The organism is Streptomyces sp. NPDC012466 (genome assembly GCF_042955215.1).
In the GTDB taxonomy this organism is placed as follows: domain Bacteria; phylum Actinomycetota; class Actinomycetes; order Streptomycetales; family Streptomycetaceae; genus Streptomyces.
Map to the genome: position 1 here is coordinate 12602 of NZ_JBIBEQ010000016.1, position 20744 is coordinate 33345.

Annotated in this window: 22 protein-coding genes; 21 read left to right on the plus strand and 1 reads right to left on the minus strand. The window is 70.2% G+C overall.

Annotated elements, in window-relative coordinates:
• Nucleotides 1–123 precede the first annotated feature (123 nt).
• From ACFY9E_RS38025 to nusB, 19 genes are all read left to right on the plus strand, one after another.
• Nucleotides 124–780: a vitamin K epoxide reductase family protein gene (locus ACFY9E_RS38025; protein ID WP_390992714.1), complete on the plus strand. Its 657-nt coding sequence runs from the start codon at nucleotides 124–126 to the stop codon at nucleotides 778–780.
• Nucleotides 781–836: 56 nt separating this feature from the next.
• Nucleotides 837–2189: an AAA family ATPase gene (locus ACFY9E_RS38030; protein WP_390992717.1), complete on the plus strand. Its 1353-nt coding sequence runs from the start codon at nucleotides 837–839 to the stop codon at nucleotides 2187–2189.
• Between the two features lie 304 nt (nucleotides 2190–2493).
• Nucleotides 2494–3108: a 30S ribosomal protein S4 gene (gene rpsD, locus ACFY9E_RS38035; RefSeq protein WP_010046470.1), complete on the plus strand. Its 615-nt coding sequence runs from the start codon at nucleotides 2494–2496 to the stop codon at nucleotides 3106–3108.
• A gap of 243 nt (nucleotides 3109–3351) precedes the next feature.
• Entirely contained in the window at nucleotides 3352–3729 is a 378-nt protein-coding gene (locus tag ACFY9E_RS38040; protein ID WP_390992720.1) for a peptidase M23, read from the plus strand.
• On the plus strand, nucleotides 3717–4610 hold the full coding sequence (locus tag ACFY9E_RS38045; RefSeq protein WP_390992723.1) for a hypothetical protein: 894 nt from the start codon (nucleotides 3717–3719) through the stop codon (nucleotides 4608–4610). Before ACFY9E_RS38040 ends, ACFY9E_RS38045 begins: the two co-directional genes overlap by 13 nt.
• Before the next feature lie 147 nt (nucleotides 4611–4757).
• Nucleotides 4758–5198 carry a DUF948 domain-containing protein gene (locus tag ACFY9E_RS38050; protein ID WP_390992726.1) on the plus strand — a complete coding sequence of 147 codons (441 nt, stop codon included), beginning with the start codon at nucleotides 4758–4760 and terminating at the stop codon, nucleotides 5196–5198.
• 9 nt (nucleotides 5199–5207) lie between these two features.
• Complete coding sequence (locus tag ACFY9E_RS38055) at nucleotides 5208–5561, plus strand: hypothetical protein (RefSeq protein WP_390992729.1); 354 nt, start codon at nucleotides 5208–5210, stop codon at nucleotides 5559–5561.
• On the plus strand, nucleotides 5561–8233 hold the full coding sequence (alaS, locus tag ACFY9E_RS38060; protein ID WP_390992732.1) for an alanine--tRNA ligase: 2673 nt from the start codon (nucleotides 5561–5563) through the stop codon (nucleotides 8231–8233). Before ACFY9E_RS38055 ends, alaS begins: the two co-directional genes overlap by 1 nt.
• An 18-nt stretch (nucleotides 8234–8251) precedes the next feature.
• Nucleotides 8252–8716: a Holliday junction resolvase RuvX gene (gene ruvX / locus ACFY9E_RS38065; protein WP_020272915.1), complete on the plus strand. Its 465-nt coding sequence runs from the start codon at nucleotides 8252–8254 to the stop codon at nucleotides 8714–8716.
• A 121-nt stretch (nucleotides 8717–8837) separates the two neighbouring features.
• On the plus strand, nucleotides 8838–10574 hold the full coding sequence (gene mltG / locus ACFY9E_RS38070; protein WP_390992735.1) for an endolytic transglycosylase MltG: 1737 nt from the start codon (nucleotides 8838–8840) through the stop codon (nucleotides 10572–10574).
• Between the two features lie 11 nt (nucleotides 10575–10585).
• Nucleotides 10586–11413 (plus strand): shikimate dehydrogenase, encoded by an 828-nt coding sequence (locus ACFY9E_RS38075; RefSeq protein WP_390992738.1) that lies wholly within the window; start codon nucleotides 10586–10588, stop codon nucleotides 11411–11413.
• A 51-nt stretch (nucleotides 11414–11464) separates the two neighbouring features.
• Complete coding sequence (locus tag ACFY9E_RS38080; RefSeq protein ID WP_390992741.1) at nucleotides 11465–11878, plus strand: hypothetical protein; 414 nt, start codon at nucleotides 11465–11467, stop codon at nucleotides 11876–11878.
• A 141-nt stretch (nucleotides 11879–12019) separates the two neighbouring features.
• A complete protein-coding gene (gene aroC / locus ACFY9E_RS38085) occupies nucleotides 12020–13204 on the plus strand; it encodes a chorismate synthase (RefSeq protein WP_390992744.1) in 1185 nt (394 codons plus the stop codon).
• The gene (locus ACFY9E_RS38090; RefSeq protein WP_390992747.1) at nucleotides 13201–13716 is read left to right on the plus strand and encodes a shikimate kinase; all 516 of its coding nucleotides are present in this window, start codon (nucleotides 13201–13203) and stop codon (nucleotides 13714–13716) included. Before aroC ends, ACFY9E_RS38090 begins: the two co-directional genes overlap by 4 nt.
• Nucleotides 13713–14804: a 3-dehydroquinate synthase gene (gene aroB / locus ACFY9E_RS38095; RefSeq protein ID WP_390992750.1), complete on the plus strand. Its 1092-nt coding sequence runs from the start codon at nucleotides 13713–13715 to the stop codon at nucleotides 14802–14804. Before ACFY9E_RS38090 ends, aroB begins: the two co-directional genes overlap by 4 nt.
• Nucleotides 14805–14968: 164 nt before the next feature.
• On the plus strand, nucleotides 14969–15832 hold the full coding sequence (locus ACFY9E_RS38100) for a Pro-rich N-terminal domain-containing protein (protein WP_390992753.1): 864 nt from the start codon (nucleotides 14969–14971) through the stop codon (nucleotides 15830–15832).
• A gap of 123 nt (nucleotides 15833–15955) precedes the next feature.
• Nucleotides 15956–17071: a M24 family metallopeptidase gene (locus tag ACFY9E_RS38105; protein ID WP_390992756.1), complete on the plus strand. Its 1116-nt coding sequence runs from the start codon at nucleotides 15956–15958 to the stop codon at nucleotides 17069–17071.
• Between the two features lie 53 nt (nucleotides 17072–17124).
• Nucleotides 17125–17691 (plus strand): elongation factor P, encoded by a 567-nt coding sequence (gene efp, locus ACFY9E_RS38110; protein WP_031138970.1) that lies wholly within the window; start codon nucleotides 17125–17127, stop codon nucleotides 17689–17691.
• 2 nt (nucleotides 17692–17693) lie between these two features.
• The gene (nusB, locus tag ACFY9E_RS38115; protein ID WP_390992760.1) at nucleotides 17694–18128 is read left to right on the plus strand and encodes a transcription antitermination factor NusB; all 435 of its coding nucleotides are present in this window, start codon (nucleotides 17694–17696) and stop codon (nucleotides 18126–18128) included.
• 197 nt (nucleotides 18129–18325) lie between these two features.
• On the opposite strand, the gene bldD is transcribed toward nusB, so the two are convergent.
• Nucleotides 18326–18829: a transcriptional regulator BldD gene (gene bldD, locus ACFY9E_RS38120; RefSeq protein WP_006131213.1), complete on the minus strand. Its 504-nt coding sequence runs from the start codon at nucleotides 18827–18829 to the stop codon at nucleotides 18326–18328.
• Between the two features lie 266 nt (nucleotides 18830–19095).
• Between bldD and pyrR the strand changes: the two genes are divergently transcribed.
• Together pyrR and ACFY9E_RS38130 are read left to right on the plus strand one after the other, a co-directional pair.
• Complete coding sequence (gene pyrR / locus ACFY9E_RS38125) at nucleotides 19096–19662, plus strand: bifunctional pyr operon transcriptional regulator/uracil phosphoribosyltransferase PyrR (RefSeq protein ID WP_390992764.1); 567 nt, start codon at nucleotides 19096–19098, stop codon at nucleotides 19660–19662.
• A 102-nt stretch (nucleotides 19663–19764) separates the two neighbouring features.
• Nucleotides 19765–20742 (plus strand): aspartate carbamoyltransferase catalytic subunit, encoded by a 978-nt coding sequence (locus ACFY9E_RS38130; RefSeq protein WP_390992767.1) that lies wholly within the window; start codon nucleotides 19765–19767, stop codon nucleotides 20740–20742.
• Nucleotides 20743–20744: the final 2 nt, after the last annotated feature.

The following is a 20744-nucleotide window of genomic DNA, read 5'->3' on the forward strand; positions in this document are numbered from 1 at the left end:
ACACGCCCCTCGGGGACGACCGGCTGGACATCCTTATGTCCACTGAACGGTGGACACCGGCACCCGTGCGGCACAATGGCCCTGCCCGAAGATGTTCAGGTCTCAAGTGACGGAATCGGCGTGATGAGCAAGACGACAGTCAAGGACGTCTCCACCGAGCCCGAGCCGGAGCGCGCCGAGATCGTGCCCCGCGCGGAGGGCGGCAGCCGGGCCCTGGCCCTGCTGCTGGTGATCACCGGCGCGGCCGGACTGCTCGCCGCGTGGGTCATCACGATCGACAAGTTCAAGATCCTCGAAGCCAAGGTCGCGGGCACGACGTTCACACCCGGCTGCAGCTTCAACCCCGTCGTCTCCTGCGGCAGCGTCATGGAGAGCAAGCAGGCCGCGGTCTTCGGCTTCCCGAACCCGATGCTCGGCCTCGTCGCCTACGGCATCGTCATCGGTGTCGGCGTGAGCCTGCTCGCCCGCGCCCGCTTCCCGCGCTGGTACTGGCTCACCTTCAACGCCGGCTGCCTCTTCGGCGTGAGCTTCTGCGCCTGGCTGATGTTCCAGTCCCTGTACCGGATCAACGCGCTCTGCCTGTGGTGCAGCCTGGCCTGGGTCGCCACGATCCTGATGTTCTGGTACGTGACGTCGTTCAACATCCGCAAGGGCTTCCTGCCCGCCCCGAGCTGGCTCAAGAGCTTCTTCGGCGAGTTCACCTGGGTCATGCCCGTGCTGCACATCGGCATCATCGGCATGCTGGTCCTGACCCGCTGGTGGGATTTCTGGACCGCCTGAGCCCGGGATGCAGGGGCCCGGCCGGATTGTCGGTGCCGTGATTTAGGGTTTTGGACGTGGAGCCCGACCTGTTCACCGCCGCAGCCGAAGAACGCCAGGAGAAGGAGCCGTCCAGCAGCCCCCTGGCCGTGCGGATGCGCCCGCGCACCCTCGACGAGGTCGTGGGCCAACAGCATCTTCTGAAGCCGGGCTCACCCCTGCGCAGACTGGTCGGGGAGGCCTCCGGCCCGGCCGGACCCTCCTCGGTCCTCCTGTGGGGCCCGCCCGGAACCGGCAAGACCACCCTGGCGTACGTCGTCTCCAAGGCGACCGACGCCCGCTTCGTGGAGCTGTCGGCGATCACGGCCGGCGTCAAGGAGGTCCGCGCGGTCATCGACGGCGCCCGCCGCGCCGCCGGCGGGTACGGCAAGGAGACCGTCCTCTTCCTCGACGAGATCCACCGCTTCAGCAAGGCCCAGCAGGACTCCCTGCTCCCCGCCGTCGAGAACCGCTGGGTGACGCTCATTGCGGCGACCACGGAGAACCCGTACTTCTCGGTCATCTCGCCCCTGCTGTCCCGCTCCCTGCTGCTCACCCTCGAACCGCTCACGGACGAGGACATCAGGAGTCTCATCCGCCGCGCCCTGACCGACGAGCGCGGCCTCAAGGGTGCCGTCACCCTCCCCGAGGAGACCGAGAGCCACCTCCTGCGCATCGCCGGCGGTGACGCCCGCCGCGCCCTCACCGCCCTGGAGGCGGCCGCCGGGGCCGCCCTCGACAAGGGCGAGGCGGAGATCGGCCTGACGACCCTGGAGGAGACGGTCGACCGGGCGGCCGTGAAGTACGACCGCGACGGCGACCAGCACTACGACGTGGCCAGCGCCCTGATCAAGTCCATCCGGGGCTCCGACGTCGACGCCGCCCTGCACTACCTGGCCCGGATGATCGAGGCCGGCGAGGACCCCCGCTTCATCGCCCGGCGCCTGATGATCTCCGCCAGCGAGGACATCGGCCTGGCCGACCCGACCGCTCTGCAGACGGCGGTCGCCGCGGCCCAGGCCGTCGCCATGATCGGCTTCCCCGAGGCCGCCCTCACCCTCAGCCACGCCACGATCGCCCTCGCCCTGGCACCCAAGTCCAACGCCGCGACCACCGCGATCGGCGCCGCCCTGGAGGACGTCCGCAAGGGACTGGCCGGACCCGTGCCCGCCCACCTGCGCGACAGCCACTACAAGGGTGCGACCAAGCTGGGCCACGGCCAGGGCTACGTCTACCCGCACGACCTGCCCGAGGGCATCGCGGCCCAGCAGTACGCCCCGGACGAGCTGAAGGACCGCGAGTACTACGAGCCGACCCGGCACGGCGCGGAGGCCCGCTACGCGGACGCGGTGGAGTGGACCCGGAAGAACCTCGGTCGTAAGCGGTCCTGAGCACCCTGTAAACTCGCTCGGAGTGCCGCGTCCCGTGCAGTCAGAACGGGGCAGTCGGCCGGAGTCCCGATCCTCCGGGATCGGCTCCAGGAGCGTCGCGCACCGTCGAACGGTGTCGCGGGCAGCCCACCACCACCCGTCGCAGGACGGAACCGGTCGGTGGGCCACTCGCGTGCTGCACGTATGTGCCCAGACCAGGGGAGCGGCTGCCCACCGAGGTCCACCAGGACCGAGGCGGGTTTCCCCGGCTGCGGATGCGACCTCCCTCAACCCTGACAAGCCGATACAAGGAAAGCGAAAAACAGTGGCGAACCAGTCCCGCCCCAAGGTCAAGAAGTCGCGTGCCCTCGGCATCGCGCTGACCCCGAAGGCCGTCAAGTACTTCGAGGCCCGCCCCTACCCGCCGGGTGAGCACGGCCGTGGCCGCAAGCAGAACTCGGACTACAAGGTCCGTCTGCTCGAGAAGCAGCGTCTGCGCGCCCAGTACGACGTGTCCGAGCGCCAGCTCGTCCGCGCCTACGAGCGTGCCTCCAAGGTCCAGGGCAAGACCGGTGAGGCCCTGATCATCGAGCTCGAGCGCCGTCTCGACGCCCTGGTTCTGCGTTCGGGCATCGCCCGCACGATCTACCAGGCCCGCCAGATGGTCGTGCACGGCCACATCGCCGTCAACGGCAAGAAGGTCGACAAGCCCTCCTTCCGTGTCCGTCCGGACGACGTCGTGCAGGTCCGCGAGCGCTCCAAGGAGAAGACCCTCTTCACGATCGCTCGTGAGGGTGGCTTCGCCCCCGACGGTGAGACCCCGCGCTACCTCCAGGTGAACCTCAAGGCCCTGGCGTTCCGCCTGGACCGCGAGCCGAACCGCAAGGAGATCCCGGTGATCTGCGACGAGCAGCTCGTCGTCGAGTACTACGCCCGCTGATCTTCATCGGCGACGCGGTACCACCGGCTTCACGCCGAGCCCGCTGCCTCCCACCGTCACGGTGGGAGGCAGCGGGTTTTTTCTGCTTCCGCCCACGTCCCGTGCTTGTGTACGAGCCCCCAACTCGCGGCAGAAATCCACTTGTTGTGACGATCTTGTGTGGTCATACTTTCGAGTGGTGATCATCGAGCTCCGTCCTCCGACGGGCCACCACAGGGGAGACAACAAGTGAAGATGCGTGTGATGTCCGCTGCCGCCGTCGCGCTCGCGGCCGCCGCGGTGGGCCTTGCCGGCACCCCGGCCAGCGCCGCCGGGTGCGAGCACGGCCTGCGGCTCTACTACAACTCCAACCAGGCGGGCGCCTCCGCCTGCTACGTGTACGGCTCGGACAACTTCGCCGGAGACGTCTTCACCTCGGCGGGCGCCGGCTCCGGCCAGCCGGTCAAGAACAACGCCGCGTCCGCCCGGAACTACCGCAGCTTCACCGGCGACACCTGGCCCACCGCGCGGATCTTCTTCAACTCGAACTGGAGCGGCGCCTACGACGACGTCGACGCCGGCACCGCCCGCAACCTGAAGAACACCTACAACAACAACGCGTCCCTCACGTGGGTGCTCTGACCTTCGGCAGACGGGGAGGCGCCCTGGGTGTCCTGGGCGCCTCCCTGGTGTTGCTCACCGGATGCTCCGCGGACCCCGCGACCGGGCAGGTGACACCGGACGCCGGGGCGGCGCCGACCCTGCGCCCCAGCGTCGGTCTGCGTCTGCCCTTGCAGGACTACCTCTTCTCGGACGCCGACCTGCGCACCGTCAAGCAGGCCATGCGCACCCTCACCGAGGAGTGCATGCGCCGCTACAAGGTCACCCACGACTTCGGCCCGCCGCCCCCGGCGATGGGCCCGCGCAGCCTCACCGACCGCCGCTACGGACTGACCGACGCGCGCGCGGCCCGCACCACCGGCTACCACCTCGGCGACCGCGACCCCCGCACCCACCCGCTCCCCGAGCGGACCCCTCCCACCGGCCAGGCCCTGAAAGTGATCGCCGGGACGGGCCGGCCCACCGAGGTGAACGGCGTGCGCGTACCGGTCCGCGGGTGCGCGGGGGAGGCCCAACGCAAGATCGTCGGAACGGGCCGGCTCGGATCGAGCGACCTGGCGCAGGACCTCAACGGACGCAGCTTCAACGACACCCGGGCCGACCCCCGCGTCGTCGAGGCCTTCCGCGCGTGGTCCCGGTGCATGAAGGAGCGGGACTTCTCCTACTCCGACCCGATGGACGTCATGAACGACAAGCGGTTCCAGGGCAACACGCCCGTGCCGCTGGAGATCGAGGTCGCCACGGCGGACGTCGCCTGCAAGGCGCGCACCGACGTCACCGGCATCTGGTACCGGGTCGAAGTCGCCTACCAGAAAAAGCTCATCGCGCGGAACGAGTCGGCCCTGACCGCCGTGCGCGAGGAGAAGCGGGACCAGCTCGCCGCAGCCCGCGCCGTGGACTGACACCGCCCGCCCCGGCGCCGGGCCCCGCGCACCCCGCCCCGGCGCCGCGCCCGCCCGCCGGAGCGGAATCCGGTACGGAGTGCCGTCGCGGTCGCGATAGGCTCGTCGCACGACTTTTTCGATGTTCAGGCACGTTTCAGGGAGCGGGTGCACACAGTGTCCGGTGGAGAGGTTGCCGGGATCCTGGTGGCCGTCTTCTGGGCGATCCTGGTCTCCTTCCTCGCCGTCGCGCTGGCGAGGATGGCCCAGACGCTCAAGGCGACCACCAAGCTCGTGGCGGACGTGACCGATCAGGCCGTCCCGCTGCTGGCCGACGCCTCCGCGGCGGTGCGCTCCGCGCAGACCCAGATCGACCGGGTCGACTCGATCGCCTCCGACGTCCAGGAGGTCACGTCGAACGCTTCGGCGCTGTCGACCACCGTCGCCTCCACCTTCGGCGGCCCCCTGGTCAAGGTCGCGGCCTTCGGCTACGGCGTGCGCCGGGCCCTCGGCGGCCGCAAGGAGGACGTGCCCGCCAAGGCGCCCAGGCGTACCGTGATCGTGGGCCGCACGGTCACCCGTCGCAGCGCCCGAGGGAAGAGGGACTGAGAGCCAGCGATGTTCCGCCGTACCTTCTGGTTCAGCACGGGTGTCGCCGCCGGTGTCTGGGCCACCACCAAGGTCAATCGCAAGCTGAAGCAGCTGACCCCCGAGAGCCTCGCCAGAACCGCGGGCAACAAGGCGATCGAGGCCGGTCACCGCATCAAGGACCGTGCCGTGGGCTTCGCGCTCGACGTCCGGGACAACATGGCCGTGCGGGAGGCCGAGCTGGGCGACGCCCTCGGGATCAACGAGAATCCCGAGCTTCCCGGCCCCCGGCGTCACACGGCCATCGAGAACCGCAACCACCCGAAGTACGTCGAGGGTTCGACGTACCAGACGTACCCGTACAACCGGAATGAGGACCACTGATGGAGTCGGCTGAGATTCGCCGCCGCTGGTTGAGCTTCTTCGAGGAGCGCGGTCACACCGTCGTCCCTTCGGCGTCGCTCATCGCGGACGACCCGACTCTGCTCCTCGTCCCGGCCGGCATGGTGCCGTTCAAGCCCTACTTCCTGGGTGAGGTCAAGCCGCCCTTCAGCCGCGCCACCAGCGTGCAGAAGTGCGTGCGTACGCCCGACATCGAAGAGGTTGGCAAGACCACCCGCCACGGCACGTTCTTCCAGATGTGCGGCAACTTCTCCTTCGGCGACTACTTCAAGGAAGGCGCCATCAAGCTCGCCTGGGAGCTGCTCACCGGCCCCCAGGACAAGGGCGGTTACGGCCTCGACCCCGAGCGCCTGTGGATCACCGTCTACAAGGACGACGACGAGGCCGAGCGCATCTGGCACGAGGTCGTCGGTGTGCCGAAGGAGCGCATCCAGCGCCTCGGCATGAAGGACAACTACTGGTCCATGGGCGTCCCCGGCCCCTGCGGCCCGTGTTCCGAGATCAACTACGACCGCGGCCCCGAGTTCGGTGCCGAGGGCGGCCCCGCCGTCAACGACGAGCGGTACGTGGAGATCTGGAACCTCGTCTTCATGCAGTACGAGCGGGGCGAGGGCATCGGCAAGGACAACTTCGAGATCCTCGGAGACCTGCCCAGCAAGAACATCGACACCGGCCTCGGCCTCGAGCGCCTCGCCATGATTCTGCAGGGCGTGCAGAACATGTACGAGATCGACACCTCGATGGCCGTCATCAACAAGGCCACCGAGCTGACCGGCGTCCGCTACGGCGACGCCCACGGCTCGGACGTCTCCCTGCGCGTGGTCACCGACCACATGCGCACCTCCGTGATGCTCATCGGCGACGGCGTCACCCCCGGCAACGAGGGCCGCGGCTACGTGCTGCGCCGCATCATGCGCCGCGCCATCCGCAACATGCGCCTGCTCGGCGCCACCGGTCCGGTCGTGAAGGACCTGATCGACACCGTGATCGAGATGATGGGCCAGCAGTACCCCGAGCTCATCACCGACCGCGAGCGCATCGAGAAGGTCGCCGTCGCCGAGGAGAACGCCTTCCTCAAGACGCTGAAGGCCGGCACCAACATCCTCGACACGGCCGTCACCGACACCAAGGCCGCCGGCGGCACCGTCCTGCCCGGCGACAAGGCCTTCCTGCTCCACGACACCTGGGGCTTCCCGATCGACCTCACCCTGGAGATGGCCGCCGAACAGGGCCTCTCCGTGGACGAGGACGGCTTCCGGCGCCTGATGAAGGAGCAGCGGGAGCGCGCCAAGGCCGACGCCCAGGCCAAGAAGACCGGGCACGCCGGCGCCGGCGCCTACCGCGAGATCGCCGACCAGGCCGGTGCCACCGACTTCATCGGTTACACCGACACCGAGAGCGAGTCCACGATCGTCGGCATCCTCGTCGACGGCGCCTCCTCCCCGGCCGCCACCGAGGGCGACGAGGTCGAGATCGTCCTCGACCGCACCCCGTTCTACGCCGAGGGCGGTGGCCAGATCGGCGACACCGGCCGCATCAAGGTCGACACCGGTGCCGTCATCGAGATCCGCGACTGCCAGAAGCCGGTCCCGGGCGTCTACGTCCACAAGGGCGTCGTCCAGGTCGGCGAGGTGACCGTCGGCGCCAAGGCCCACGCCTCGATCGACGACCGCCGCCGCAAGGCCATCGCCCGTGCCCACTCGGCCACGCACCTCACCCACCAGGCCCTGCGCGACGCCCTCGGCCCGACGGCCGCCCAGGCCGGTTCCGAGAACCAGCCCGGCCGCTTCCGCTTCGACTTCGGTTCCCCGTCCGCCGTTCCGACGGCCGTGATGACCGACGTCGAGCAGAAGATCAACGAGGTGCTCGCCCGCGACCTCGACGTACGCGCCGACGTCATGGGCATCGACGAGGCCAAGAAGCAGGGCGCCATCGCCGAGTTCGGCGAGAAGTACGGCGAGCGCGTGCGCGTCGTGACCATCGGCGACTTCTCCAAGGAGCTGTGCGGCGGCACGCACGTGCACAACACCGCCCAGCTCGGCCTGGTGAAGCTGCTCGGCGAATCGTCCATCGGCTCCGGTGTCCGCCGCATCGAGGCCCTGGTCGGCGTGGACGCCTACAACTTCCTCGCCCGGGAGCACACGGTCGTCGCCCAGCTCCAGGAGCTGATCAAGGGGCGTCCGGAGGAGCTCCCCGAGAAGGTCTCCGCCATGCTCGGCAAGCTGAAGGACGCCGAGAAGGAGATCGAGAAGTTCCGCGCCGAGAAGGTCCTCCAGGCCGCCGGCGGTCTCGCCGAGTCCGCCAAGGACATCCGTGGCATTGCTGTCGTGACCGGTCAGGTCCCGGACGGCACGACCGCCGACGACCTGCGCAAGCTGGTCCTTGACGTGCGCGGACGGATCCAGGGCGGACGGGCCGCCGTCGTCGCCCTCTTCACGGTGGCGAACGGCAAGCCGCTGACGGTCATCGCCACCAACGAGGCCGCCCGCGAGCGCGGCCTGAAGGCCGGCGACCTGGTGCGTACGGCTGCCAAGACCCTCGGTGGCGGCGGTGGCGGCAAGCCGGACGTCGCCCAGGGCGGTGGCCAGAACCCGGCCGCCATCGGGGACGCCGTGGACGCCGTGGAGCGCCTGGTCACCGAGACCGCCAAGTAAGAGACGGGTCGGAAAAGCATGCGCAGAGGACGTCGACTCGCGATCGACGTCGGGGACGCCCGCATCGGGGTCGCCTCGTGCGACCCCGACGGGATCCTCGCCACCCCGGTGGAGACGGTCCCGGGGCGCGACATCCCCGCAGCTCAGCGGCGATTGAAGCAACTCGTCGAGGAGTACGAGCCCATCGAGGTGGTGGTCGGTCTCCCGCGCTCCCTCAAGGGAGGCGAGGGCCCGGCCGCGGTCAAGGTCCGGGGCTTCGCCCAGGAACTGGCCCGCATGATCTCCCCGGTTCCGGTGAGACTCGTCGATGAACGCATGACGACGGTGACGGCCAGTCAGGGACTGCGCGCCTCGGGCGTGAAATCCAAGAAGGGCCGGTCCGTCATCGACCAGGCAGCGGCCGTGATCATCCTGCAACAGGCCCTCGAATCTGAACGGGTGTCAGGTAAAGCACCCGGCGAAGGCGTCGAAGTGGTCATCTGATCGCGATACGGTAACGTTCCGCGCGATGCGGCGGCGTTCGAACAGCCGCCGCACAGCAAGAGGCGGAACGGGAGCCGGGCCGGAAGCCGCGCGACCGCCGCCTCGCGGCTCTAGGGGATCGATGACTGAGTATGGCCGGGGCCAAGGCTCCGAACCGTGGCATCCGGAGGACCCGTTGTACGGGGACGGCGGATGGGATGGACAGCAGGCCCACCAGGGTCAGCAGTCCCCTTACGGCGGCCAGCCGCAGCACTACCCGCAGCAGTCGCAGCAGTCGCAGCAGCCGCAGCAGCCGCAGTACGGCGACTGGGGCACCGGTGACCAGGCCGGGTACGGCCAGGCGCAGCAGCAGTACCCGTACGACCAGCAGTACGCGGCACCGGACCAAGGCCACCAGCAGTACCCCGGCCAGCAGGACCACGGACAACACCCGGCTCAGGGTTACCACCAGCAGCAGTACGACAACAGCGGCTGGACGAACGACCCGCACCAGCAGGTCGCGTACCCCGGAGATCCCCAGGATCCGTACGCGCAGCAGACCGGTACGTACGGCGGGGGCCAGCAGGACTACTACGGCACGCCTGAGGCGTATCCGCCCCCCGAGCCGCCCGGCCGGCGGGGGGCAGAGCCCGCGCCGGAACCGGAGACGGACTGGGATCCCGGCCCGGACCAGGGTGAACACGCCTTCTTCGCGGGCGGGGACGACGACGGCGACGGCGACGAGCCGAGGGAGCGCCGCTCGCGCGAGGACAAGCGAGGGCGGGGCGGCGGCAAACCGAAGAAGCGCCGCAGCGGCACGGCCTGCCTGCTGGTCGTCGTGGCGCTCGGCGGCGTCCTGGGCGGCGTCGGCTACTTCGGTTACCAGTTCTACCAGGATCGTTTCGGCGACGCCCCGGACTTCGCGGGCGACGGCAACGGACAGCAGGTGTCCGTCGAGATCCCCGAGGGAGCGCTCGGGTACAAGATCGGCCAGGTGCTGAAGAGCGCGGGGGTCGTCAAGAGCGTCGACGCGTTCGTCGCGGCCCAGGAGGAGAACCCGAACGGCAAGGGCATCCAGGACGGCGTCTACACGCTGCAGAAGCAAATGTCGGCCAAGAGTGCGGTCGAACTGATGCTCAGTCCGAAGAGCCGCGACAACCTGATCATCGCCGAGGGCAAGCGCAACGCCGACATCTACCGGCTCATCGACAAGCGCCTGAAGGTGAAGGCCGGCACCACCGCCGCGGTCGCCGAGAAGGACTACAAGAAGCTCGGCCTGCCCGCCTGGGCGCAGAACCACGCCGACGTCAAGGACCCGTTGGAGGGCTTCCTCTACCCCTCCAGCTACGGCGTGAGCGAGGGGCAGAAGCCCGAGGCCGTCCTGAAGCAGATGGTCAAGCGGGCCACCGCGACGTACGCGAAGCTCGGGGTCGAGAAGAAGGCCGCGAGCCTCGGACTCGAAGACCCGTGGCAGCTGGTCACCGTCGCCAGCCTGGTCCAGGCCGAGGGCACCAGTCACGACGACTTCCGCAAGATGGCCGAGGTCGTCTACAACCGCATGAAGCCCGGGAACCCGCAGACCAACGGCATGCTGGAGTTCGACTCCACCTACAACTACATCAAGAACCAGAGCAAGATCGACCTGAGCCTGAGCGAGCTGCGGAACTACGACAACCCGTACAACACGTACTTCCACAAGGGACTGCCGCCCGGTCCGATCGACAACCCGGGCGAGGACGCCATCAAGGGCGCCCTCAACCCGACGGACGACGGCTGGTACTACTTCATCTCGCTCGACGGCAAGACCAGCAAGTTCACGAAGACGAACGCCGAACACCAGAAGCTGGTCGACCAGTTCAACGCCTCGCGGAACAACTGAGGAAGACCCTGATGGCAGTACCACGCCGGGCCGCCGTACTCGGCTCCCCGATCGCCCACTCGCTCTCCCCGGTCCTGCACCGCACCGCCTACCAGGAGTTGGGCCTGGCCGGCTGGACGTACGACAGGTTCGAGGTGGACGAGGCCGGGCTGCCCGCGTTCTTCGAGACGCTCGGCGCCGAGTGGGCCGGGCTCTCGCTGACCATGCCGCTGAAGCGGGCCGTGATCCCGCTGCTCGACGAGATCAGCGAGACCGCCGCCTCGGTCGACGCCGTCAACACCGTCGTCACCACCGAGGACGGCCGCAGGGTCGGGGAGAACACCGACATCCCCGGCATGGTCGCGGCTCTGCGCGAGCACGGCATCGACAAGGTCGACGCCGCCGCCGTCCTCGGCGCCGGCGCCACCGCCTCCTCCGCGCTGGCCGCGCTGTCCCGGATCTGCCCGGGCGAGATCGCCGTCTACGTGCGCAGCGAGGCCCGGGCCGCCGAAATGCGGCGGTGGGCCGAGCGGCTCGACGTCGCCGTCCGCATCGCCGACTGGGCGGACGCCGAGCAGGCCCTGCGCGCGCCCCTGGTGATCAGCACCACCCCGGCCGGTGTCACCGACGCCCTCGCCCGGTCCGTGCCGGAGCGGCCGGCGGCCCTCTTCGACGTCCTCTACGACCCCTGGCCGACCGACCTCGCCGCCCGCTGGTCGACGTACGGCGGTGCCGTCGTCAGCGGCCTCGACCTGCTGGTCCACCAGGCCGTGCTCCAGGTCGAGCTGATGACGGGGCTCGCCCCGGCGCCCCTGGGGGCCATGCGAAAAGCGGGCGAGCGGGCTCTCGCGGACCGATAAGATCCGCACTCGGTTCCGCAGGGGGCGGAACAGGGGAGGGGAACGTCCGTCATGTCCACAGGCTTGTCTCAGGCGTCCGTCAAGTCGCAGATATTCGAGTCCCTGCTGGGCTTCCTGCCCGACTGGGTGCAGATCACGGTGCTCGCCCTGATCGTGCTCGCCGTCGTGGCGTCGTGGGTCGTCAAGATCAAGCGCAAGATCGCCTACCGGCGTGCCGTCCGCACCGGGCAGCCGGTGCACGCGGCGGCCCAGTACGGGCAGGGGCGCGGAGCGGACTACCTGGGGCAGTACGCGTCGCAGGAGACCCAGCCGGCCCAGCAGCAGGGCAGCGGTGCCGACCACCTGGGGGCGTACGCCCCGCAGCAGGCCCGGCCCGAGCCGCAGCCGAGCGGTGCCGATTTCCTCGGGGCGTACGCGCCGCAGCAGCGGCAGGGCGACGGTCCGTCCGCGAACGCGTCCGCTTGATGGACCGGCCGCCGGGGTGAGGGCCCCGGCGTGGGAGGATCGGAGATGGCGGACCGGGCCGCGCACCCGGTCGTGCCGTCGCCGTACGCGACGAGGCGCGTACGCAGGGCAGTACCAGAGCGCGAGCACTGAGGAGCACCGTTGAGCAGGTTGCGCTGGCTGACCGCGGGGGAGTCCCACGGTCCCGCACTCGTCGCGACGCTGGAGGGTCTTCCCGCCGGCGTGCCGATCACCACGGACATGGTGGCGGACCATCTCGCGAGGCGGCGCCTGGGCTACGGGCGCGGTGCCCGGATGAAGTTCGAGCGCGACGAGGTCACCTTCCTCGGCGGCGTCCGGCACGGCCTCACCCTCGGCTCCCCGGTCGCGATCATGGTGGGCAACACCGAGTGGCCCAAGTGGGAACAGGTCATGGCCGCCGACCCGGTCGACCCGGAGATCCTCGCCGGGCTCGCCCGCAACGCCCCGCTGACCCGCCCGCGGCCCGGCCACGCCGACCTCGCCGGCATGCAGAAGTACGGCTTCGACGAGGCCCGGCCGATCCTGGAGCGCGCCTCCGCGCGGGAGACCGCCGCCCGTGTCGCGCTGGGCGCGGTCGCCCGGTCGTACCTCAAGGAGACGACCGGCGTCGAGATCGTCAGCCACGTCGTCGAGCTGGCCTCCGCGAAGGCCCCGCGGGGCGTGTACCCGACCCCGGCCGACGTCGAGAAGCTGGACGCCGACCCCGTGCGCTGCCTGGACGCGGACGCGTCGAAGGCGATGGTCGCCGAGATCGACCAGGCCCACAAGGACGGTGACACCCTCGGCGGCGTGGTCGAGATCCTGGCGTACGGCGTGCCGGTGGGACTCGGTTCGCATGTGCACTGGGACCGCAAGCTGGACGCCCGGCTCGCCGGTGCGCTCATGGGCATCCAGGCGATCAAGGGCGTCGAGATCGGTGACGGTTTCGAGCTGGCGCGGGTGCCCGGCTCCAAGGCGCACGACGAGATCGTGAAGACCGACGAGGGCATCCGCCGGACCTCCGGCCGCTCCGGCGGCACCGAGGGCGGCCTGACCACCGGTGAGCTGCTGCGGGTCCGCGCCGCGATGAAGCCGATCGCGACCGTGCCGCGCGCCCTGCAGACCGTGGACGTCACCACCGGCGAGGCGACGCAGGCCCACCACCAGCGCTCCGACGTGTCCGCCGTCCCGGCCGCCGGCATCGTAGCCGAGGCCATGGTGGCCCTGGTCCTCGCGGACGCCGTGGCGGAGAAGTTCGGCGGCGACTCGGTGACCGAGACCCGCCGCAACGTCACGTCGTACCTCGACAACCTCGCCATCCGATGAGCGGCCCCCTGGTCGTCCTGGTCGGCCCGATGGGCGTGGGCAAGTCCACCGTCGGGCAGCTTCTGGCCGAGCGGCTCGGCGTCTCCTACCGGGACACCGACGACGACATCGTCACCGAGCAGGGCAGGACCATCGCCGAGATCTTCGTCGACGACGGCGAGTCGGCCTTCCGGGCGATCGAGAAGGCGGCCGTGCGCCGGGCCGTCACCGAGCACGACGGGATCCTGGCCCTGGGCGGCGGCGCGATCCTCGACGCCGACACGCGGGCGCTGCTCGCCGGGCAGCGGGTGGCGTACCTGTCGATGGACGTCGAGGAGGCGGTCAAGCGCACCGGACTCAACACGGCCCGGCCGCTGCTCGCGGTCAACCCGCGCAAGCAGTGGCGCGAGCTGATGGAGGCCCGCCGCCACCTGTACGAGGAGGTGGCCACGGCAGTGGTCGCCACCGACGGCCGGACCCCCGAAGAGGTCACCGAAGCCGCCCTGGACGCACTGGAGTTGAAGGAAGCATGAGCGAGGCAGTGACGCGGATCCAGGTCGGCGGCACGGCGGGCACCGAGCCGTACGAGGTCCTGGTGGGCCGCCAACTGCTCGGCGAACTCGCCGGGTTGATCGGCGGCAAGGCCAAGCGGGTCGCGATCCTCCACCCCGAGGCGCTGGCCGAGACCGGTGACGCGCTGCGTGCCGACCTGGCCGGGCAGGGTTACGAGGCGGTCGCCATCCAGGTGCCCAACGCGGAGGAGGCCAAGACCGCCGAGGTCGCCGCCTACTGCTGGAAGGCGCTCGGCCAGTCCGGCTTCACCCGCACGGACGTCATCGTCGGCGTCGGCGGCGGCGCGACGACGGACCTCGCCGGGTTCGTGGCCGCCACCTGGCTGCGCGGCGTCCGCTGGATCGCCATCCCGACCACCGTGCTCGCCATGGTGGACGCGGCAGTCGGCGGCAAGACCGGCATCAACACCGCCGAGGGCAAGAACCTCGTCGGTGCCTTCCACCCGCCCGCCGGTGTGCTCTGCGACCTGGCCGCGCTGGACTCCCTGCCGGTCAACGACTACGTCTCCGGGCTGGCCGAGGTCATCAAGGCCGGCTTCATCGCCGACCCGGTGATCCTGGACCTCATCGAGTCCGACCCCGAGGCCGCCCGCACCCCGGCCGGCCCGCACACCGCCGAGCTCATCGAGCGCTCCATCCGGGTCAAGGCCGACGTGGTGTCGTCGGACCTGAAGGAGTCGGGACTGCGCGAGATCCTCAACTACGGCCACACACTCGGCCACGCCATCGAGAAGAACGAGCGCTACAAGTGGCGCCACGGCGCGGCGGTCTCGGTCGGCATGCACTTCGCCGCCGAACTGGGCCGTCTGGCGGGCCGGCTGGACGACGCGACGGCCGACCGTCACCGCACGATCCTCGAAGCGGTCGGGCTGCCCCTGCACTACCGGCACGACCAGTGGCCCAAGCTGCTGGAGACCATGAAGGTCGACAAGAAGTCCCGCGGCGACCTGCTGCGCTTCATCGTCCTCGACGGTCTGGCCAAGCCCACGGTCCTGGAGGGGCCCGACCCGGCCGTGCTGCTCGCCGCGTACGGCGAAGTGGGCCAGTAAGTCCTCCGGCGCGCCTTCCGCCCGAAATCACCTTACGGGACCGGGCACTTCGGGCCGTCCCCGGCCGTTCACACATCGACGACCGGGGGCGGTACCGTTCGGTAGCAGCGGGTTCCGCCCCCGCTGTCAGCGCCCATCGCCTGTACGAGACGGAGTGGCACCGGATGCAGCACGCAGTGGGTTCTCCGCTGCCGCCGCCCCATCAGCCGGGGCACGGACCGGCCACCGGCTGGTCGCCGGCCGCACATCACCCGGTTCCGCCGAACCCGGGCGCGCACCAGGGCTCCGTGCCCGTGCCCCCGCCACCCCCGGCGCCGGGATATCCGGCGCCCCCGCCCGGACCGGCCGCGGCCCCGCCCCTCGCTTCCGGCCCGCCCGCACCGGAGACCACCGGCCACGTGCCGCTGCCACCCGGCGGCCCGGTCGCCATGCCGATGACCCCGCCCGCCGCGGCGGTTCCCGACCCCGCCGCCACGACGCTCGCGGTGCTGCTCATCGGCCCCGCGGGCGCGGGCAAGACCAGCGTCGCCAAGTTCTGGGCGGACCACCGCCGGGTCCCCACGGCCCACATCAGCCTCGACGACGTACGCGAGTGGGTCCGCTCCGGCTTCGCCGACCCCCAGTCCGGGTGGAACGACCACTCCGAGGCCCAGTACCGCCTGGCCCGCCGCACCTGCGGCTTCGCCGCGCGGAACTTCCTGGCCAACGGCATCTCGTGCATCCTCGACGACGCGGTCTTCCCCGACCGTCCGGTCGTCGGCCTCGGCGGCTGGAAGCGTCACGTGGGCCCCGGCCTGCTGCCGGTCGTCCTCCTGCCCGGGCTGGACATCGTCCTGGAACGCAACGCGGAGCGCTCGGGGAACCGGCGGCTGTCGGACGAGGAGGTCGCCCGCATCCACGGCCGCATGGCCGGCTGGTACGGGTCCGGCCTGCCGATCATCGACAACTCGCAGATGGACGTCCCGGAGACGGCGCGCGTCCTGGACGACGTCCTGGCCCGCTCCATCGCCAGCCCACCCCAGTGGTGAGCGCCCCGTAGGGACGCCGGGGACCGCGCGACCTGCGCCCACGACTCGTACGACGGATGTCCGGCTGCCCCACTCGGCCTCTCCCGAACGGCGCCGAACCCGCGGAGCTCATACGCTCGGGTCATGTCAGAGGTGTACGCGGCCCGCCGGACGCGTCTGAGGGACTACTGCAACGCGGGCGGCAGCGCGGCGGCGCTGGTCTCCCGCCCCGCCAATGTGCGCTATCTCGCGGGCGCGGCCCCGCCCGGCGCCGTTCTCCTGCTGGGCAGGACCGAGGAACAGGACTTCCTGGTGTGTGCCGGCCCCACGGCCGACCGCCCCACGCAGGAACGTCCCGACGAGGCCCTGCGCGTACAGGCCCTGCCCGGTATCGGCGGCGGTGACCCGGCCGTCGCGGCCGCCGGCGTCGCCGCGGGCCAGGGCGCCGACTCCCTCGCCGTGGAGGAGCACCACCTCACCGTGACCCGGCACCGAGCCCTCGGCTCGGTCGCCCCCCGGCTGCGCCTGACCAACCTCGGCAGCGCCGTCGAGCAGCTCAGGGTCGTCAAGGACGAGGAGGAGATCTCCTGTCTGCGCATCGGCGCCGAGATCGCCGACCAGGCCCTCGGCGAACTGCTCGAGTCGATTCTCGTGGGCCGTACCGAACGCCATCTCGCGCTCGAACTCGAGAGACGGCTCGTCGATCACGGGGCGGACGGGCCGGCCTTCCCCACGTCCGTCGCCACCGGCCCGAACGCCGGCCGCCCCGGCCACCGGCCCAGCGACCGCCGCGTCGAGGAGGGCGACTTCCTCTCCGTCTGCCTCGGCGCGACCTACCGCGGATACCGCTGCGAGATCGGCCGCACCTTCGTCATCGGCACCGCTCCCGCGGACTGGCAGATCGAGCTCTACGACCTGGTCTTCGCCGCCCAGCGAGCCGGGCGTGAGAGCCTGGTGCCCGGCGCCGCCTGCCGGGACGTCGACCGCGCCGTCCGCCAGGTCCTGGACTCCGCGGGGTACACGGAGGGCCTCACGATCCTGACCGGACACGGTGTCGGGCTCGAAATCGACGAGGACCCTCAATTGAGTCCCGCGGCCATGGGTAAACTGGACGCTTGCGTGCCGGTCACCGTCGAACCGGGGGTCCACCTCCCGGGCCGGGGCGGTGTCCGGATCGATGACACGCTCGTCGTCCGCCCCGAGGCGGACGGCGGACCCGAGCTACTCACCATCACGACCAAGGAGCTGCTCGCCCTGTAGGTAGGCAGGTGCGTGCACCGGGGTCGTACGTCAGTCCAGGAGATTCCGCAACCGTGGCTTCCACGAACGACCTCAAGAACGGCATGGTGCTCAAGCTCGAAGGCGGCCAGCTCTGGTCCGTCGTCGAGTTCCAGCACGTCAAGCCCGGCAAGGGCCCGGCCTTCGTGCGCACCAAGCTCAAGAACGTGCTCTCCGGCAAGGTCGTCGACAAGACCTTCAACGCCGGCGTCAAGGTCGAAACGGCCACCGTCGACAAGCGCGACATGCAGTTCTCCTACATGGACGGCGAGTACTTCGTCTTCATGGACATGGAGACCTACGACCAGCTGCACGTCGACCGCAAGGCCGTCGGTGACGCCGCGAACTTCCTGATCGAGGGCTTCACCGCCACCGTCGCGCAGCACGAGGGCGAGGTGCTCTTCGTCGAGCTGCCGGCCGCCGTCGAGCTCGTCATCCAGGAGACCGAGCCGGGCGTCCAGGGCGACCGCTCCACCGGCGGCACCAAGCCCGCCATCCTGGAGACCGGTCACCAGATCAACGTGCCCCTCTTCATCACCACCGGTGAGAAGATCAAGGTCGACACCCGCACCAGCGACTACCTCGGCCGGGTGAACAGCTAACCGTGGCTGCCCGCAACACGGCCCGTAAGCGCGCCTTCCAGATCCTCTTCGAGGGGGACCAGCGCGGTGCCGAGGTGCTGACCGTCCTCGCGGACTGGATCCGGCTCTCCCGGGCGGACACCCGGCAGCCGCCGGTCAGCGAGTACACGATGGAGCTGGTCGAGGGCTACGCGGTGCACGCGAAGCGCATCGACGAGCTGATCGCGCAGTACTCCGTCGGCTGGACGCTCGACCGGATGCCCGTCGTCGACCGCAACATCCTGCGGCTCGGCGCCTACGAGCTGATCTGGGTCGATGCGACGCCGGACGCCGTCGTCCTCGACGAGATGGTGCAGCTGGCGAAGGAGTTCTCCACGGACGAGTCGCCCTCGTTCGTGAACGGTCTGCTCGGCCGGCTGAAGGAACTCAAGCCCTCGCTCCGCCGCGACGAGGTCTGAGACCGACCAAAACGCCGGAGGGCCCGCAGCGTCACCGCTGCGGGCCCTCCGGCGTCTTCCGTACGTGCCCCGCTCATTCTTGTGCGGCCCAGCACCGCAAGGGCCGCACCAAGGCCCTCACAACGCCGCCGGGGTGGCCGAGAACCCTACGGTTTCGGCCACCCCGGCGGCACGTTTCTGCTGGACCCGCGGACGGGTCAGGCGTCCTCGTGGGACGCCACCGCGCGGCGCGCGTCCGCGTCCAGGACACCCCAGCTGATCAGCTGCTCCGTGAGCACGGAGGGGGACTGGTCGTAGATGACGGCGAGTGTGCGCAGGTCGTCCTGGCGGATCGACAGCACCTTGCCGTTGTAGTCACCGCGCTGCGACTGGATCGTGGCCGCGTAGCGCTGAAGGGGGCCCGCCTTCTCGGCCGGCACCGTGGCCAGCCGCTCCAGGTCCAGGACCAGCTTCGGCGGCGGCTCGGCGGCGCCGCCCGGGGTCGTGCCCGGAAGCAGCTCCTGCACCGGAACGCCGTAGAAATCCGCCAGCTCGGCAAGGCGCTGTACGGTCACGGCACGGTCGCCGCGCTCGTACGAACCGACCACGACCGCCTTCCAGCGTCCCTGGGACTTCTCCTCGACACCGTGGAGGGAAAGGCCCTGCTGGGTGCGGATCGCCCGGAGCTTGGCCCCGAGCTGTTTGGCGTATTCGCTGGACATATAGCTCCCCGGCACTGTGTCGACGCGTCTGGCGTGGGTGCCAGGCCGCGCGGCTGGTAACTCACTGTGAGGTTACGCAGCGTTACTCTGCCGCGTCAAGCCGAATGGTCCGCACCGACTCTTCCGTGGTATCGGCGTTCCGTTAGGCCGAGTAGGTGATTCGAGGGGGCCAAACGGGCGACCACGGAGACCTGCTACCGTGTATGGCGCAATCCCGACGTCCTTTAAGGTCCGTCCCGTGAGGCGGAGAAGGAGGTCCGTTTCTTATGGACTCGCACGACACGCACTCCGATGCCCGGCCCGTTCTCGAAGGGCCCGACATCGCGCGGGTACTGACCCGCATCGCCCACGAGATCGTCGAACGCGCCAAGGGCGCCGACGACGTGGTGCTCCTCGGCATTCCGACCCGGGGCGTCTTCCTCGCCCGCCGGATCGCGGACAAGCTCGAGCAGATCACCGAGCGCAAGGTTCCGTGCGGCTCGCTCGACATCACCATGTACCGCGACGACCTGCGCATGCACCCGCCGCGTGCCCTGGCCCGCACCGAGATCCCCGGTGACGGTCTCGACGGCAAGCTCGTCGTCCTCGTCGACGACGTGCTCTTCTCCGGCCGCACCATCCGCGCCGCCCTCGACGCCCTGAACGACATCGGGCGCCCGCGCGCGGTGCAGCTCGCCGTCCTCGTCGACCGCGGACACCGCGAACTGCCCATCCGCGCCGACTACGTCGGCAAGAACCTCCCCACGTCGTTGCGGGAGACGGTCAAGGTCCAGCTCGCCGAGGAGGACGGTCGCGACACCGTGCTGCTCGGTGCCAAGCCGGCCGCCCAGTAGCGCTTCAGGCGTACGCCGCCGTCGTACGCCGGCTCAGTGCGCGCATACGCGCGCCCGTCTGCCCCGAATCTCCCGTTTGAACTGCCTTACGGAGCCTGACAGATGCAGCGTCATCTCATCTCGGCCGCCGACCTCACCCGCGACGACGCCGTCCTGATCCTCGACACCGCCGAGGAGATGGCCCGGGTCGCCGACCGGCCGATCAAGAAGCTGCCGACCCTGCGCGGCCGCACGATCGTCAACCTCTTCTTCGAGGACTCCACCCGGACCCGGATCTCCTTCGAGGCCGCCGAGAAGCGGCTGTCCGCGGACGTCATCAACTTCTCCGCCAAGGGCTCCAGCGTCTCCAAGGGCGAGTCCCTGAAGGACACCGCCCAGACCCTGGAGGCCATGGGCGTCGACGCCGTCGTCATCCGGCACGGCGCCTCCGGAGCCCCGTACCGCCTGGCGAACTCCGGCTGGATCGACGCGGCCGTGGTCAACGCCGGCGACGGCACCCACCAGCACCCGACCCAGGCCCTGCTGGACGCCTTCACCATGCGCCGCCGTCTGGTCGGCCCGGACGCCGGACTGGGCCGGGACCTCGAAGGCAAGCGCATCACCATCGTCGGCGACGTCCTGCACAGCCGGGTCGCCCGCTCCAACGTCGACCTGCTGCACACCCTCGGTGCCGAGGTCACCCTCGTCGCGCCGCCCACGCTGGTGCCGGTCGGTGTCGAGAACTGGCCCTGCGAGGTGTCGTACGACCTCGACAGCACGCTGCCCAAATCCGACGCGGTGATGATGCTGCGCGTCCAGCGCGAGCGGATGAACGCCGCGTTCTTCCCGACCGAGCGCGAGTACTCCCGGCGCTACGGCCTCGACGGCGACCGCATGGCGCGCATGCCCGAGCACGCCGTCGTGATGCACCCCGGCCCGATGGTCCGCGGCATGGAGATCACCGCCGAGGTCGCCGACTCCGACCGCTGCACCGTCGTCGAGCAGGTCGCAAACGGAGTGTCCATCCGGATGGCCGTTCTGTACCTGCTGCTCGGTGGCAACGAGCCCGCCGTCACCCACCCCCGTACCGAGGAGAAGTAAGA

Bases quoted from the DNA above. Each gene is read 5' to 3' on its own strand.
- ACFY9E_RS38025 (WP_390992714.1), top strand. From the start codon at position 124: ATGAGCAAGACGACAGTCAAGGACGTCTCCACCGAGCCCGAGCCGGAG.
- ACFY9E_RS38040 (WP_390992720.1), top strand. From the start codon at position 3,352: ATGTCCGCTGCCGCCGTCGCGCTCGCGGCCGCCGCGGTGGGCCTTGCC.
- ACFY9E_RS38055 (WP_390992729.1), top strand. From the start codon at position 5,208: ATGTTCCGCCGTACCTTCTGGTTCAGCACGGGTGTCGCCGCCGGTGTC.
- alaS (WP_390992732.1), top strand. From the start codon at position 5,561: ATGGAGTCGGCTGAGATTCGCCGCCGCTGGTTGAGCTTCTTCGAGGAG.
- ruvX (WP_020272915.1), top strand. From the start codon at position 8,252: ATGCGCAGAGGACGTCGACTCGCGATCGACGTCGGGGACGCCCGCATC.
- mltG (WP_390992735.1), top strand. From the start codon at position 8,838: ATGACTGAGTATGGCCGGGGCCAAGGCTCCGAACCGTGGCATCCGGAG.
- ACFY9E_RS38075 (WP_390992738.1), top strand. From the start codon at position 10,586: ATGGCAGTACCACGCCGGGCCGCCGTACTCGGCTCCCCGATCGCCCAC.
- ACFY9E_RS38080 (WP_390992741.1), top strand. From the start codon at position 11,465: ATGTCCACAGGCTTGTCTCAGGCGTCCGTCAAGTCGCAGATATTCGAG.
- ACFY9E_RS38090 (WP_390992747.1), top strand. From the start codon at position 13,201: ATGAGCGGCCCCCTGGTCGTCCTGGTCGGCCCGATGGGCGTGGGCAAG.
- aroB (WP_390992750.1), top strand. From the start codon at position 13,713: ATGAGCGAGGCAGTGACGCGGATCCAGGTCGGCGGCACGGCGGGCACC.
- ACFY9E_RS38100 (WP_390992753.1), top strand. From the start codon at position 14,969: ATGCAGCACGCAGTGGGTTCTCCGCTGCCGCCGCCCCATCAGCCGGGG.
- ACFY9E_RS38105 (WP_390992756.1), top strand. From the start codon at position 15,956: ATGTCAGAGGTGTACGCGGCCCGCCGGACGCGTCTGAGGGACTACTGC.
- bldD (WP_006131213.1), bottom strand. From the start codon at position 18,829: ATGTCCAGCGAATACGCCAAACAGCTCGGGGCCAAGCTCCGGGCGATC.
- pyrR (WP_390992764.1), top strand. From the start codon at position 19,096: ATGGACTCGCACGACACGCACTCCGATGCCCGGCCCGTTCTCGAAGGG.
- ACFY9E_RS38130 (WP_390992767.1), top strand. From the start codon at position 19,765: ATGCAGCGTCATCTCATCTCGGCCGCCGACCTCACCCGCGACGACGCC.